Origin of the sequence: Streptomyces sp. NPDC056452 (assembly GCF_042796085.1) — a bacterium.
In the GTDB taxonomy this organism is placed as follows: Bacteria; Actinomycetota; Actinomycetes; order Streptomycetales; family Streptomycetaceae; genus Streptomyces.
The window spans coordinates 47,220-61,611 of sequence record NZ_JBHTRI010000043.1; the positions used below are offsets into that span (position 1 = coordinate 47,220).

Below are 14,392 nucleotides of genomic sequence, written 5' to 3' on the forward strand. Positions count from 1 at the left end.
AGCGTTCCTGGAGAGGCGTGGCGGACCCCGCGCGTCTCGTGCCGCCGACCAGGAGACCGCTCATGGACCACGCACCGCTTGCCCTTCCGCAGGAACCCGCGGACGGTATCGCCGGCTGGGCGGCCGATCTCGTGGACGCCCTGGGTGCTCCCGGGGCAGGCCTCGCCGTCGCCCTGGAGAACCTCTTCCCGCCGCTGCCGAGCGAGGTCATCCTCCCGCTGACCGGATTCGCGGCCGGGCAGGGCGTCATCAGCCTGACGTCCGCCCTGTTCTGGACGACGCTCGGTTCGGTCGTGGGCGCGGTGGTCCTGTACGGAATCGGGATGCTCTTCGGCCGCGAGCGGGTCCACGCGGTCTGGGCGAGGCTGCCGCTGGTCCAGCCCGCCGATCTCGAGCGTACGGAGCGGTGGTTCGCCCGGCACGGCACCAAGGCGGTGCTGCTCGGCCGCATGGTGCCGGTGTTCCGGAGCCTCATCTCCGTACCGGCCGGAGTGGAGCGCATGCCGTTCGCCCTCTTCGTCGTCCTGACGGCCCTGGGGAGCCTGATGTGGAACTCGGTTCTGGTGATGTCCGGTTACTGGCTCGGCGACCGGTGGGACACCGTGGAGGCCTACGTCGGGGTGCTGTCCAAGGCCGTCGTCGTGCTCGTCCTCGTGGCCGTCGCCGGGTACGTGGGGGTGCGGCTGCGCTCCCGCGACCGGGGGCAGCACCGCCGTACCCCGTGAGCCTCCGGCCGCCCGCGGGACGATCATGTTCCGCCGGTATCGTGTGGCCCGCGCCTGTCCCGGTATCCCTGCAGGAGGACGTCATGGACGACGCGGCACGCCCGCTCCGGGATTCCGTGGGCGCCGGGATCGCCCCCGCGGCGCAGCCGTTCCCGCTCCCCCACCGGGCCGCCGGCGCTCTGCTCGGCTGCTGCACCGCGCTCCTGGGCCTGCTGTACTTCGCGGTTCCGGGCGCGGCGCTGGGACCGTTCCTCCTGTGGCCCCGTACGCACCGCCGCGCCCTGGCCCTGCTCACCGGTGGGGCCCGCAGGCTCGCGGAACTGGAGCGGTGGCGCCGCGGTGTCTTCTTCGGTGACGTGTTCCCCGTACACCGTGCTTCCGGGCGGGCCGTCCTGCGTTACGTGGCCGCGCGCACCTGGACCGGCCTCCTGTTCGCCTTCGTGACCGGGCTGCTCGTGTTCGGGGCCGTACTGGCCGCTCTCCTGGCGGCCGGGGTGGTCCGGTCGACCACGAGCTGGCAGGAGTTGCTGCCCCAGGCCGCCCTCGGCGGTGTCCTGCTCTTCCTCGACCTGCAGGGGCTCGTCTCCCTGGACGCCCTCGACGCCCGGCTGGCGCGTGAGCACTTCGGCCCCTCCGCGCGGGAGTTGCTGGAACAGCGGATCGATGAACTCGCCGCCAGTCGTGCCGGGGTCCTCGAAGCGGTCGACACGGAGCGCCGGCGCATCGAACGCGATCTGCACGACGGCGTACAGCAGCGGCTCGTCGCCCTGGCCATGCTCCTGGGCCGCGCCCGCCGCAACCGGACGCCGGAACAGGCCGAAGCGCTGCTGCGGCAGGCGCACAAGGAGTCGAGGGACGTCCTCACGGAGCTGCGGGAGGTGGCCTGGCGCGTCTATCCGTCGGCGCTGGACAGCCTGGGTCTCGAGGAGGCGCTCGGCGGCGTGGCCGAGCGGTGCGTGATTCCGCTGCGCATGGAGTTCGATCTCGCGGTGCCGCTGCCCAGGCCGGTGGAGACCGCCGCGTACTTCGTGGTCTCGGAGGCCGTCACCAACGCTGCCAAGCACTCCGGTGCCACGCATATCTCCGTCACCGTCCGGGGCGACGGGAACCGGGTCTCGGTGCGGGTCCGGGACAACGGCACCGGTGGTGCGGATCCCGCCGGCAGCGGGCTGACCGGGCTGCGGAGCCGGGTCGACGCGCTCGACGGCCTGCTGCACATCGAGAGCCCCCCGAAGGGACCGACCACCATCACCGCGGAGCTGCTGTGCGCGTAATGCTCGCCGAGGACTCGACGCTGCTCCGGGAGGGCCTCGTCCGGCTGCTGGCGGAGGAGGGGCACGACGTCCTCGCCGCGGTGGGCGACGGAACATCCCTCATCCGGGAAGCCGAGGCTCGGACACCTGACCTCGTCGTCGTCGACATCCGGATGCCTCCCACCCATACCGACGAGGGGCTGCGGGCCGCCCTGGACATCCGCGAGCGGTGGCCGGCGGTCGGCGTGCTGGTGCTGTCCCAGCATGTCGAGCGCGCCTATGCGGCCCGGTTGCTGTCGGGGGGCGCCGAGCGAGTGGGGTACCTCCTGAAGGACCGGGTCGCGCAGGTCGACGAGTTCCTCGACGCGCTGGAGCGGATCCGGGCGGGAGGTGTGGTGCTCGACCCGGAGGTCGTACGGCAGCTGGTGCTCCGCAGTACCCACAGCGATCCGCTGGCCGGGCTGACGCCCCGGGAACGCACGGTCCTCCAGGAACTGGCGCAGGGCCGCACCAACGCCGCCATCGCGCAGCGGCTGCACCTGTCGCTGAGCTCGGTCGAGAAGCACCTCGGCTCCGTCTTCGACAAGCTGGAGCTGCCGAGCACCACGGAGTACAGCCGCCGGGTCCTCGCGGTGCTGCACTACCTGAAGTCGTAGGACCGGCGCAGGAGGCCGGGACACGCGGACGGGTGGTGCGGGTTCGTCCGAACCCGCACCACCCGTCGATCGTGCTCAGCCGTCACACGGCCGTGTGTCAGTAGGCTCCGAAGACGTTGTCGATCGAGCCGTACCGGTCTGCGGCGTAGTTGCACGCGGCGGTGATGTTGGCGACCGGGTCGTAGCTGTCGGTCGACGTACCGGGCACGTGGTAGGCCTCGAAGGTCGGGTCGATGACCTGCAGGAGACCCTTGGACGGGATGCCCGCGGCGGCGTTCGAGTCCCAGTTGTTGATGGCGAGCGGGTTGCCCGAGGACTCACGCATGATGTTGCGGTGGATGCCGTCGTAGCTGCCGGGGATGCCGTGCTCGGCCATGACCGCCAGCGACTCCTTGATCCAGCCGTCGAGGTCGTTCGTGTACGCGGCCGGCTGGGCCGCGGGAGCGGCGGCAGGCGCGCCCTGGGCGGCGAGCTTCGTGCTCGTGCGCTCGGAACGGTCGGCGCGGTCGGCGCTCTTCTCGGCGCGGTCCGCAGCGTCGGAGGCCTTGGATTCGGCCTTGCCCGCCTTCGCGGCCTTGTTCTCGGCCTTGGCGCCGATGGTCAGCTTCAGACCGGGGCGAATCAGGTCGGGGTTGTCGCCGACAGCCGCGCGATTGTCCTTGTACAGCTCCTGCCAGCCACCGCTCACGGAATGTCCGCGTGCGATCTTGGCGAGGGAGTCGCCCAAGATCACGGAATAGGTGACGGGCGCGGACTTCTTGGCCGCAATTCCCTTTGCGGAAACGGCAGTCGACGTCGACGCCTTTTCGATGGCGACCGGCTGGGCCGGTGCTGCGAAGGCGCCGGTCGCACCGATCACGGGGAGGGCCAGAGCGGCTCCGCCCGTGCTCACGGCGATGATGCCGCGGGTCAGCGAACTGGTCCTGGAACGACGGTGCTTACCCTTTGCGGGCATGGTGAATTCCTCTCCGTCGCCTGCGAAGTGAGCTGTCGGGTTCGGGCTGGAGATGCCCGGTCGCACGCGAATGCGACTTCACCCCGAGCCGCTCCGGAAACCGGATCGGCGCTTACCTGGGTCCCCCGCTCCTGCCGTACGTGAGTGGTCGGGTTACCGGACGGCGGCAGGATTCGGCGTTCCATCCGGAGTGAGGGTGACCGTAGGCGAGAAATAGCGAAAGGAACAAGCCCTGAATTGGTGATCACAATTCATTCGCAAGATCGAATGATGGAAATTCATGTAATCGAGCCCACACCGCGAAGCCAACTTTCTTGGCGCACAAGGGAACCGGCCGGCGGCTCACGACGTCGTCGGCGCGACAGGTGACGCTGGTCACGGAGTCCGTTAAGGGCGATTTGCGCTGTGGCGAAAGATCACGGGCCGCACGATATGGGCCTTATGAATGACGGGATTAATCCCTAAAAACGACCAAATCAGGCATACAGCTCATTGATGCCGCTCCTGGGCATACCGCAGCCGTCCGTGTGGAACCGATCCACGCATGACCGAAAGCGCGAGCCCTCGCCCCTCGAACCCGCCGATCACCGTCCTGGCCGTTCAGCCGGGAGATCCGCCGTTCCGCATCGTGGAGATCAACGGAGAGATCGTCGGCAGGGCGACGGCGATGACGGACGTGCTCTTCATCGCCACCGCGGCCGGAATCACCGTCCATGACCTCGACGACCCCGCCACGGTGCGATGGGTGGGCGGCGGCAAGCTCACCTGGCGGCCGCACTGAGCGGCGGACGGTAGGCCCGGCCCGGCATGGCGTGATCCGGAGCTCGCAGCCGGGCCGAGCAGCGCCCTGGAGGGCGCGCCGCCTCAGCCCATCAGCCCGGCGGCGACCGTCGCTCCCAGTTCCCAGCACGCCTCGATGTCGGCCTTGGCCGGCTCGCCCGTCACCGTCACGGCGTCGGCCGTACGGCGCCAGCCCAGGCCGGTCGTGATCGACTCCATGGCCCGCAGCGCGCCGGTGACGTCGCTGCCGCCGTGCACGTAGTAGCCGAAGGGGCGGCCGCGCGTGGAGTCCAGGCACGGGTAGTAGACCTGGTCGAAGAAGTGCTTGAGGGCGCCGGACATGTAGCCGAGGTTCGCCGGGGTCCCCAGGAGATAGCCATCGGCGGCGAGCACGTCGGAAGCGGTGGCGGTGAGCGCCGCGCGCCGTTCGACCCTGACTCCTTCGATCTCCTCCGTCGTCGCACCGGAGACGACGGCTTCGAACAGCGCCTGGCAGTTGGGCGAGGGCGTGTGATGCACGATCAGCAGAGTGGCCACACCCAGGAACCCTGCCGCCCCGACCCGCCGACCGCAAGCGAGGCGCGCGCCGGCAGCCTGCACGGCCCGGCCCGAAGAGCGGGTTGGCGCGGCGGGCGGGCGTTGCCCGACTCGGCCATGTCGCTGACCGGCTGTGCGCGGGCGGTCCCTGGGGCCTTGGGAGCGCCGTGCGTCCAGGGGTACGGAACCCCGGGCCCATAAGGGGTGTGCTCACTGCCGTCGGGGTGGGGTATCCCCCCTCCTGGGGTTCTTGTAGGGGGCCCCTAAGGGTATGGCGTACCGCAGTAATTGCATAGCCTTTTCAACGTCGATGGATGCGCCGAGCTCCGTACCACTTCCTTGAACGACTTGGCCATATCGAAGAGGAGAGGCTGGAATGGATGCAATGACCGAGGCCATCTTGCGAGGGGCAGGCCCGGAGGAAATCGAGAATACGGAGCTCCCGGGGGAGTATCTGGCGGCGCACCTCCGCGCCGAGGATCTCGGCATGTTCGACGGGGTCTCCGACAAGGACGTACGTAAATCCCTCCATGTCGGCAACGTCCCGATGCCCGAAATAGCGCCGGACGAGGTGGTGGTGGCCGTGATGGCCAGCTCCATCAACTACAACACGGTGTGGTCCGCGACATTCGAGCCGGTGCCGACCTTCGATTTCCTGAACCGATTCGCCCGGGAGGGCGGGTACGCCTCGCGCCACAACCTGCCCTACCACGTGCTGGGTTCGGATGCCTCGGGTGTCGTCGTGCGTGTGGGTGCCGGTGTGCGCCGTTGGCGGCCGGGGGATCACGTCGTGGTCAGTTGCGTCCAGGTGGACGACCAGGAGCCGGCGACCCACGCCGACGGGATGCTCGGCTCCGGTCAGCGGATCTGGGGTTACGAGACCAACTTCGGCGGGCTGGCGCACTACAGCGTCGTGCGGGCCAGCCAGCTGCTGGCCAAGCCCGCCCATCTGACCTGGGAGGAGTCGGCGTCGGTGCTGCTGACGGCGGCCACCTCCTACCGCATGCTCGTCGGCGACAAGGGAGCCCGCATCAAGCAGGGCGATGTCGTACTGATCTGGGGCGCGACAGGTGGCCTCGGCGCGTACGCCGTGCAGATGGTCAAGAACGCCGGTGGCATCGCGGTCGGCGTGGTCAGTTCGGAGCGCAAGGCGGAGATTCTGCGCGCGCTCGGCTGCGACGTGGTGATCAACCGCAACGAGATAGGACTCGGCGGCGATGACGCACCGACGCCCGAACTCACCGTGGACATGGGTAAGAGACTCGGCCGGGCCATCAGGGCCGCGGTCGGCGAAGACCCCCACGTGGTCTTCGACTTCATCGGCCAGGCCACTTTCGGAATTTCCGTGTTCGTCGTACGGCGCGGCGGGGTCGTCGTCACCTGCGGTTCGAGCACCGGTTACCAGCACCAGTTCGACAACCGCTATCTCTGGATGAACCTCAAGCGCATCGTGGGAAGCCACGCCGCGAATCTCCAGGAGCAGTGGGAATGCAACAGGCTGTTCCGACTGGGCAGTCTGCACCCCGTTCTCTCGGATGTATATCCGCTGGCCGAGACTGCCGAGGCCGCCAGGCTCGTCCAGCAGAACAAGCACATCGGAAAGGTCGGCGTGCTCTGTCAGGCCCCGCAGGAGGGCCTGGGTGTCACCGACCCCGAGAGGCGCGCGTCTATCGGTGCCGAGCGGTTGAATCCGCTCCGTTCCATGGGCGCGGCCATTCCTTCCGAGAGTGCGAAGTCCCAGGAAAGGGCTGCCTGACATGACGGGTACACGCATCGGAATCATTTCCACCGGCTCCTACCTGCCGAAGGACGAGGTGGGCAACGAGGAAGTCGCGGCGCGGGCAGGTGTCACCGCCGAGTGGATCGAACGCAAGACGCAGATAGAGTCGCGCCGCTATGCGGCGCCCGATGAGGCCACGTCCGATCTGGCGGTGCGTGCCGCGGAGCAGGCACTGGAGCAGGCGGGACTGACCGCCGACCGCATCGACTACCTGATCGTGTCCACCTCGACCGGCGACTTCCCGCAGCCGCCCACCTCCTATCTGGTGCAGGACGCCCTCGGGGCCTACGGCGCCGCGTGCTTCGACATCAACGTCGTGTGCAGCGGTTTCGTATACGCGCTGGAACTGGCCCGCAGCCTCGCCGGACAGCGTCCCGACTGCCATGTCCTGGTGATCGGTGCGGATCTCTACTCCCGGATCCTGGACTTCGGCGACCACAGGACCGCCGTGCTGTTCGCCGACGGTGCGGGCGCTGCCGTTGTCGGCCCGGTCTCCGAGCCGTACGGAATCGTCGGCATCGACCTCGTGAGCCGCGGCGACGCCCACCACCTCATCCGCGTCGAGGCGGGAGGCAGCCGGAACCCGGCCTCGGCCCGCAGCGTCGCCGAGGGCGGCCACTACTTCAGGATGAACGGCCGCGGGGTGCGGGACTTCGTCGCCGAGCACGTACCGCCGGCCCTCGTCGCGCTCGCGGAACGTTCGGGTCTCAGCCTGGACCAGGTGGACCACTTCGTCCCGCACCAGGCCAACGGGGTGATGCTCAGCGAGGTGGTCGAGCGGGCGGGGCTGACCCACGCGACAACGCACCGCACGCTGCAGAAGTACGGCAACGTGGGCAGTGCGTCCGTGCCGGTCGCGCTCGACGAGGCGAACCGGTCAGGCGCCCTCGCTCCGGGCGACCTGGTCCTGCTCGCCGGCTTCGGCGGTGGCATGTCCATCGGTGCGTCGCTCCTGCGCTGGGGGGTGGCCGCGTGAGCACGAGGGACACCGCCACCGTGACGGACATCAGCAGGATCGGAGTCGTCGGCAGCGGCATCATGGGCGCCGGCATCGCGGAACTGTGCGCGAAGGCCGGCCTGGACGTCCTGGTCGCGGTCTCCTCGGAACGCTCGATGGACGCCGGGCCGGCACGAGTGACGCGTTCGCTCGACCGGGCCCTGAGCAAGGGGAAGATCACGCAGGAGCTGCGCGACGACGCACTCGGCCGGGTCACCTTCACCCGCGATCTGGGTGACCTGCACGACCGGCAGCTGGTCATCGAGGCGGTGAAGGAGGACGAGGCGCTCAAGCTCGACGTCTTCGCGTCCCTCGACAAGATCGTCGAGGCGCCCGACGCGATCTTCGCCTCCAACACCTCGTCCCTCTCGATCGCCCGACTCGCCCGGGCCACCAGCCGGCCGGCCCAGGTCGTGGGGATCCACTTCTTCAACCCCGTGCCGGTCCTCCCGCTCGTCGAGGTGGTCGACTCCGTCCTGACGAGCCCTCTGACCGGGTCCACGGCCGTCGATTTCGTGGGAGGCACACTCGGCAAGTCGGTGATCAGGTCTCCCGACCGGGCCGGCTTCGTGGTGAACGCGCTGCTGTTCCCGTACTTGCTGTCCGCCATCCGCATGGTCGACTCCGGCCTGGCCACCGCCGAAGTCATCGACCAGGGCATGACCCTGGGCTGCTCGCACCCCCTCGGCCCGCTCCAGCTCGCCGATCTGATCGGCCTGGACACCACGGTCTCGATCGCCGAAGCGATGTACGAGGAGTTCAAGGAGCCCCTGTACGCGCCGCCCGCGCTGCTGCTGCGCATGGTCGAGGGCGGGCTGCTGGGCAAGAAGTCCGGCCGCGGTTTCTACACCTACACGTAGCCCTGCGGGAGCGCCACGACCGCTCCCCCGCACTCGTACCTCAGATCACCTTTCACCGCATGCGGGGCACCGTCATGCCCGCACGCGGCTTCGCCGATAGGGAGAGCAAAGAACATGGCTATCCGTCCCGGGTCCGGTGTTCCGGAAGGATATGCGCCGGACGATTCCATCGCCGTCGTCGGACTTTCCTGCCGCTTCCCCGGCGCGCCCGACCCCGACGCGTTCTGGAACCTGCTGTCGAACGGTGAGAGCGCCGTGGGTCCCGTTCCCCAGGGGCGTCCGGGACTGCCGGCCGCCGGCGACGTGAAGCCGGCCGGGTTCCTCGGCCGGATCGACACGTTCGACCCGGAGTTCTTCGGCATCTCCCCGCGCGAGGCCGCCGCGATGGACCCGCAGCAGCGCCTGGTGCTGGAGCTGGCCTGGGAGTCCCTCGAGAACGCGGGGATCCTGCCCTCGAACCTGCGTGACAGCGCCGCGGGCGTGTTCATCGGCGCGATCTGGGACGACTACGCCAAGCTCGCCCACGCGTACGGCTCCGAGGCCGTCACCCACCACTCGATCACCGGCACCAGCCGCAGCATCATCGCCAACCGCGTGTCGTACGTCCTCGGACTCCGGGGACCCAGCCTCGTGGTGGACACCGGCCAGTCGTCCTCGCTGGTCGCCGTCCAACTGGCCTGCGACAGCCTGCGCGCCGGCGAGACGTCCGTCGCGCTCGCCGGCGGGGTGAGCCTCAACCTCGTACCCGAGGGGTTCGCCGTCGCGGACACGTTCGGGGCGCTGTCCCCCGAAGGCCGTACCTACACCTTCGACGACCGCGCCAACGGTTACGTGCGGGGGGAGGGCGGCGGTGTGGTCGTTCTCAAGACCCTGAGCCGGGCACTCGCCGACGGCGACACCGTGCACTGCCTGATCCGCGGCGGCGCTGTGAACAACGACGGTGGTGGCGCCACCCTGACGACGCCCCACGGACCGGCGCAGCAGGACGTGGTGCGGCGGGCCTGCGCCGAGGCCGCGGTGTCCCCCGCCGCCGTACGGTTCGTGGAACTGCACGGAACGGGAACCCCGGTCGGCGACCCCGTCGAAGCTGCGGCGCTCGGTGCGGTGCTCGGTGAGGGCAGGGCAGCGGACCAGCCCCTGCTCGTCGGCTCGGTGAAGACCAACATCGGCCATCTGGAGGGCGCGGCGGGCATCGCCGGGCTCATCAAGGCGGCCCTGTGCCTGCGCGAGGGGACGCTCGTTCCGAGCCTCAACTTCGACAACGCCAACCCCGCCATCCCGCTGGAAGACCTGCGGATCGAGGTCAGCGGCTCTCTGCGACCGCTGCACGCGGACGACGGCTCCCCCGTCCTCGCGGGCGTCAGCTCGTTCGGCATGGGCGGCACCAACTGCCACCTCGTGCTGTCGGACTGGCAGCCCGGCCGCGTACTCGACAGCACCGGGGACGAGGACACGTCGGTGGCCCCGGCACTGCTGTCCGGTCGGACCGAGGACGCCCTGCGCGCCCAGGCCGCCCGCCTGCACGACCATGTCGCCGGCCACCCGGCCGCCCGGCAGGACGAGATCATCCGCTCCCTGGCGACGACCCGCTCGCACTTCAAGCACCGGGCGGCGCTCTTCGCCGAGGACCGCGAAGCACTCCTCACGTCTCTGGCGGCACTGGCCGACGGTGGATCCGGGGCGAGCATCGTGCGCGGTGCCGCACAGGAAGGCGCGACCGCGTTCCTCTTCACCGGCCAGGGCAGTCAGCGCCCCGGCATGGGGCGCGACCTGTACGCGGCGTTCCCCGTATTCGCCCAGGCACTGGACGAGGTGTGCGCGCACCTCGACGCCGGACTCGGGCGGTCCCTGCGGGACGTGATGTTCGCCGACGACGACTCGGCGGATGCCGCGCTGCTCGACCGGACCGGTTACACCCAGGTCGCCCTCTTCGCCTACGAAGTGGCCCTGCACCGGCTGCTGGAGCACTGGGGTGTCAGCCCATCCGTCGTGCTGGGCCACTCCGTCGGGGAGCTCGCCGCCGCTCATGTGGCGGGTGTGCTGTCGCTGCCGGACGCCTGTGCGCTGGTCGCCGCCCGCGGGCGGCTCATGCAGGAGCTGCCCGAGGGCGGGGCCATGGTCTCCGTACAGGCTTCCGAGCAGGAACTCCTGCCCGCCCTCGCCGGACGCGAGCACGAAGTGGCCGTAGCCGCGGCGAACGGCCCGCTGTCGACCGTGATCGCGGGTGACGAGGCCGCAGTGCTGGAGATCGCCGGGGCCTGGCAGGAGCAGGGGCGCAGGACCAAGCGGCTGCGGGTCAGCCACGCCTTCCACTCGCCCCTCATGGACGGCATGCTCGACGCCTTCCGGAAGGTGGCCGAGGGGCTCACGTACCACGCACCCCGCCTCACCGTCGTGTCCGACCTGACCGGCAGGGTGGTCACCGCCGAGGAGATCGGTACCCCCGACTACTGGGTGCGGCACGCCCGCGGGGCAGTCCGGTTCCTCGACGGTGTGCGCACCTTGGAGGAACAGGGTGTGCGCACCTTCCTGGAGGTCGGCCCGGACGCCGTGCTCACCGCCATGGGCCGGGACTGCGTGACACAGGACAGCCCGGTCCTCGTACCCGCCGCCCGCCGCGCGCGAGCTGAGGTGCCCACCTTGCTCTCCGCGCTGGCGGAGTTGCACGTCCATGGCCAGACGGTGGTCTGGGAGCGCGCCATCGAGACCTTCGGGGGCCGCCGGGTCGCGCTGCCCACGTATGCCTTCCAGCGCGAGCGCCACTGGTTGCAGGCTCCGCGGCGCACCGGCGATTTCGGTTCGGCGGGGCTGGCCCCGGCTGGGCACCCGCTGCTCGGCGCCGTCGTTCGGCGCGCCGGTACGGGCGAACTCATCCTCACCGGGAGGCTGTCCGGCGACGAGCACCCGTGGCTCGCGGCCAGCATGTTCCTGGACGGTGTCGTACTGCCCGGCTCCGCGTACCTCGAGCTGGCACTCCAGGCGGGTGCCGAGACCGGTGACGACTACCGCGTCGAGCGGCTCACGCCGCACACACCGCTGATGCTCGCCCAGGACGATGCCGTACATCTCCAGGTCGTCGTGGGCACCCCGGACGAAACCGGGCGGCGGACGCTGGGGGTCCACTCCCGGCCCGCGAGCGCCGACCAGGACGAACTGTGGACCCTGCACGCCGATGCCGTCCTCACGCCGGCCACTCAGGACGGACCCATCGAGGGCGGCAACGCCACCGAGGCCACCTGGCCACCCGTCGGCGCGGAGTCCGTGGCGCTCGGCGAGCACCACGCCGAGCTCGGGCTCCGGGCCGTGTGGCGGCGCGGCAAGGAACTCTTCGCGGATGCCGAAACAGCGACGGAGGAGACCGTCCCGGCAGGCGCCTACCGGCTGCACCCTGCGCTGCTGGCGCCTGCCCTCCTGGACGCGGTTCTGCGCGCGGCATCGTCCACGGACGCAGGTGCGGATCTGCACGCGGCATCGTCCACGGACGCAGGTGCGAATCTGCACGCGTCCCGGCCCACCGACGACGAGGCCTTTCCCGCCCGGTCGCCGGAGCCGGCCATCACAACAGCCGACTGGCAGGGGGTGCGCCTGCACGCCGTGGGGGCATCACAGCTCCGCATCCGTATGGTTCCCGGCGCGAACACCGCGTTCGCGCTGCGTGCGACCGACACCGAAGGCCGCCCGGTCGTCACCGTGGACGAGGTACGACTGCACGACGTCCCGGCCGGTGATCCGGCCCAGGGACTTCTCCCGTACCCGGATGCGCTGTTCCGTCTCCGGTGGCGCGAACTCCCCGCGCCGGAAGCCGAATCCACGCCGGTCCAGTGCGCCGTGCTCGGGACGGACGCCTCCGGTCTGGGCGCCGCACTGACCACTGACACCCGCGGCGTCGAGCTGTATCCGGACCTGGCGGCACTGCTGCAGGCGACCGTCGGGGGCACCGTCCCCCGGCTGGTGCTGGTGCCTCTCGCCCCGCCAGCACGGCTCGCCGCCGGGGGCACGGAGTCGGCGAGGACCGCCGAAGCCGCCCGGGCCTCGGTGAAGCGGACCCTGGACCTGGTGACGTCGTGGACCGCGGAGGAGCGGTTCGCCGCGTCCCGGCTGGTCATCGTCACGCGCGGAGCGATTGCTACGGGCCCCGAGGACACCGCACCGGACCTCGTCCACACACCGGTCTGGGGCCTGCTGCGGTCCGCACAGGCCGAGCATCCCGGCAGGTTCGCCCTGCTCGACCTCGGCGAACGCCCGGAGTCGCTGCGGACGCTGCCCGCGGCGCTCACGTCCGGGGAACCCGAACTCGCCCTGCGCGGCGGCCGGATGCTGGCACCCCAGCTGGAGAAGGTACTCCCGGCGTCCGACCGCGCTCCCGTGTGGGAGTCGACAGGAACCGTCCTGATTACTGGCGCGCTCGGCAGCGTCGTCGCCCGCCGCCTGGTCGCAGAGGAGGGTGTGCGGCATCTGCTCCTGGCGGACCCGCTCGGCATGGATGCGCCCGGTGCGACCGAACTTGCCGCCGAACTGCGTGAGTCGGGAGTCGATGCCACCTTCGCCACCTGTGATCTCTCCGACCGTGACGCGCTGGCTGCACTGATCGCCGCCATACCTGCCGCGTATCCGCTGACCGCCGTCGTCCACGCGGCCGGGGTGCTCGACGAAGGTCTGCCCGAAGGCATCACGTCCGATCGGACGGACCGGGCGCTGCGGTCCGGAATCGACGCGGCGCTGCACCTGCACGAGCTGACCCGGCACCTGAAGCTCTCGGAGTTCGTGCTCTTCTCCTCGGTGCTCGGCACGGTCGGCTACACGGGCCAGGCCACCTGTGGCGCCGCGAGCTCGTTCCTCGACACGCTGGCCCACCACCGCCGCTCCCAGGGCCTGCCCGCCGTATCCCTCGGCTGGGGGCCGTGGGAACGACATGGCGAGTCGGCGGGGGGTCCGTCGGGCGCGGCTCCCGGCCGGTCGGCCCTCGCGGGCCTGATTCCGCTGTCCGCCGCCGACGGGCTGCCCCTGCTCGGCAGGGCACGTGCCCTGGACGAACCCTTCCTCGTGCCGGCCCGGTTCGACCGGTCCGTACTGGCTGATCAGGCAGGTACCGGCGAGCTGCCTCCCGTACTGGGCGGGCTCGTACGGGCACGGGCCCCGCGCCGGGCAGCAGAGCGTCGGCCGGCCGAAGCACAGGAACTGGGACGGACCGGACTCGCGGGCCGACTGGCGTCCCTGCCGGAGGCCGAACGCGGCGCCGCAGTAATCGACTTGGTGCGTGAGCAGATCGCTGCCGTGCTCGAACACACATCGGCCGCCTCCGTCGACACCGCGCGGACCTTCAAGGAGCTGGGTTTCGACTCCCTCACCGGCGTCGAGCTCCGCAACCGACTGGGCGCGGCCGCGGGAGTGCGCCTGCCGGCCACCCTCGTCTTCGACCACCCGACCGGCGACGCGGTCGCCCGCCTGCTGAGCTCAGAACTGCTGGACACGCCGCAGACGGCAAGCAGGGCCCTCACCGCGAGGGCAGCGACCGACGACGACCCGATCGTGATCGTAGGCATGAGCACCCGGCTGCCCGGGGGCATCAACTCACCTGACGAGTTGTGGGAGTTGGTCGCCTCCGGCGGTGACGCGATCTCGGGGTTCCCGGAGAACCGCGGCTGGGATCTGGAGTCGCTGTACGACCCCGACCCTGAGGGATCCGGCACGTCGTACACACGCCACGGAGGCTTCCTCGACACGGCGGACGAGTTCGATGCCGAGTTCTTCGGTATCTCGCCCCGTGAGGCACTCGCGATGGATCCGCAGCAGCGGCTGCTGCTCGAAGCCTCCTGGGAGGCCTTCGAGGACGCCGGCATCGACCCCAC

Annotated in this window: 10 protein-coding genes and 1 riboswitch; of the genes, 8 read left to right on the forward strand and 2 right to left on the reverse strand. The window is 70.4% G+C overall.

Features of this window, described 5'->3' with window-relative positions:
* Positions 1–62 precede the first annotated feature (62 nt).
* From ACFQ6X_RS31785 to ACFQ6X_RS31795, 3 genes are all read left to right on the forward strand, one after another.
* Positions 63–725 (forward strand): DedA family protein, encoded by a 663-nt coding sequence (locus tag ACFQ6X_RS31785; protein ID WP_383186603.1) that lies wholly within the window; start codon positions 63–65, stop codon positions 723–725.
* 83 nt (positions 726–808) lie between these two features.
* Positions 809–1,999, forward strand: a complete 1,191-nt coding sequence (locus ACFQ6X_RS31790) for a sensor histidine kinase (protein ID WP_383186605.1) — start codon at positions 809–811, stop codon at positions 1,997–1,999.
* The gene (locus tag ACFQ6X_RS31795) at positions 1,999–2,634 is read left to right on the forward strand and encodes a response regulator transcription factor (protein ID WP_351182215.1); all 636 of its coding nucleotides are present in this window, start codon (positions 1,999–2,001) and stop codon (positions 2,632–2,634) included. The genes ACFQ6X_RS31790 and ACFQ6X_RS31795 overlap by 1 nt, the downstream gene beginning before the upstream one ends.
* A gap of 97 nt (positions 2,635–2,731) precedes the next feature.
* Here the strand turns inward: ACFQ6X_RS31795 and ACFQ6X_RS31800 are convergent, their stop codons facing one another.
* On the reverse strand, positions 2,732–3,589 hold the full coding sequence (locus ACFQ6X_RS31800) for a transglycosylase SLT domain-containing protein (protein ID WP_383186606.1): 858 nt from the start codon (positions 3,587–3,589) through the stop codon (positions 2,732–2,734).
* Positions 3,590–3,593: 4 nt separating this feature from the next.
* Positions 3,594–3,778: riboswitch (cyclic di-AMP (ydaO/yuaA leader) on the reverse strand.
* Between the two features lie 355 nt (positions 3,779–4,133).
* On the opposite strand from ACFQ6X_RS31800, the gene ACFQ6X_RS31805 reads away from it, so the two are divergent.
* A complete protein-coding gene (locus tag ACFQ6X_RS31805) occupies positions 4,134–4,370 on the forward strand; it encodes a hypothetical protein (protein ID WP_383186608.1) in 237 nt (78 codons plus the stop codon).
* Positions 4,371–4,453: 83 nt separating this feature from the next.
* On the opposite strand, the gene ACFQ6X_RS31810 is transcribed toward ACFQ6X_RS31805, so the two are convergent.
* Positions 4,454–4,906, reverse strand: a complete 453-nt coding sequence (locus ACFQ6X_RS31810; RefSeq protein WP_383186610.1) for a flavodoxin family protein — start codon at positions 4,904–4,906, stop codon at positions 4,454–4,456.
* Between the two features lie 376 nt (positions 4,907–5,282).
* Between ACFQ6X_RS31810 and ccrA the strand changes: the two genes are divergently transcribed.
* The 4 genes from ccrA to ACFQ6X_RS31830 form a co-directional block, all read left to right on the forward strand.
* Positions 5,283–6,662, forward strand: coding sequence for a crotonyl-CoA carboxylase/reductase (ccrA, locus tag ACFQ6X_RS31815; protein ID WP_383186612.1), 1,380 nt, complete (start codon positions 5,283–5,285; stop codon positions 6,660–6,662).
* A 1-nt stretch (position 6,663) separates the two neighbouring features.
* Positions 6,664–7,662, forward strand: a complete 999-nt coding sequence (locus ACFQ6X_RS31820) for a 3-oxoacyl-ACP synthase III family protein (protein ID WP_383186614.1) — start codon at positions 6,664–6,666, stop codon at positions 7,660–7,662.
* Complete coding sequence (locus tag ACFQ6X_RS31825) at positions 7,659–8,543, forward strand: 3-hydroxybutyryl-CoA dehydrogenase (RefSeq protein WP_383186616.1); 885 nt, start codon at positions 7,659–7,661, stop codon at positions 8,541–8,543. Before ACFQ6X_RS31820 ends, ACFQ6X_RS31825 begins: the two co-directional genes overlap by 4 nt.
* Positions 8,544–8,657: 114 nt before the next feature.
* Positions 8,658–14,392, forward strand: a 5,735-nt coding sequence (locus tag ACFQ6X_RS31830; RefSeq protein WP_383186618.1) for an SDR family NAD(P)-dependent oxidoreductase, incomplete at its 3' end; no start/stop codon positions are given.

Coding starts and splice junctions, on each gene's coding strand:
- ACFQ6X_RS31785 (WP_383186603.1), top strand. CDS start 63: ATGGACCACGCACCGCTTGCCCTTCCGCAGGAACCCGCGGACGGTATC.
- ACFQ6X_RS31790 (WP_383186605.1), top strand. CDS start 809: ATGGACGACGCGGCACGCCCGCTCCGGGATTCCGTGGGCGCCGGGATC.
- ACFQ6X_RS31795 (WP_351182215.1), top strand. CDS start 1,999: ATGCTCGCCGAGGACTCGACGCTGCTCCGGGAGGGCCTCGTCCGGCTG.
- ACFQ6X_RS31800 (WP_383186606.1), bottom strand. CDS start 3,589: ATGCCCGCAAAGGGTAAGCACCGTCGTTCCAGGACCAGTTCGCTGACC.
- ACFQ6X_RS31805 (WP_383186608.1), top strand. CDS start 4,134: ATGACCGAAAGCGCGAGCCCTCGCCCCTCGAACCCGCCGATCACCGTC.
- ccrA (WP_383186612.1), top strand. CDS start 5,283: ATGGATGCAATGACCGAGGCCATCTTGCGAGGGGCAGGCCCGGAGGAA.
- ACFQ6X_RS31820 (WP_383186614.1), top strand. CDS start 6,664: ATGACGGGTACACGCATCGGAATCATTTCCACCGGCTCCTACCTGCCG.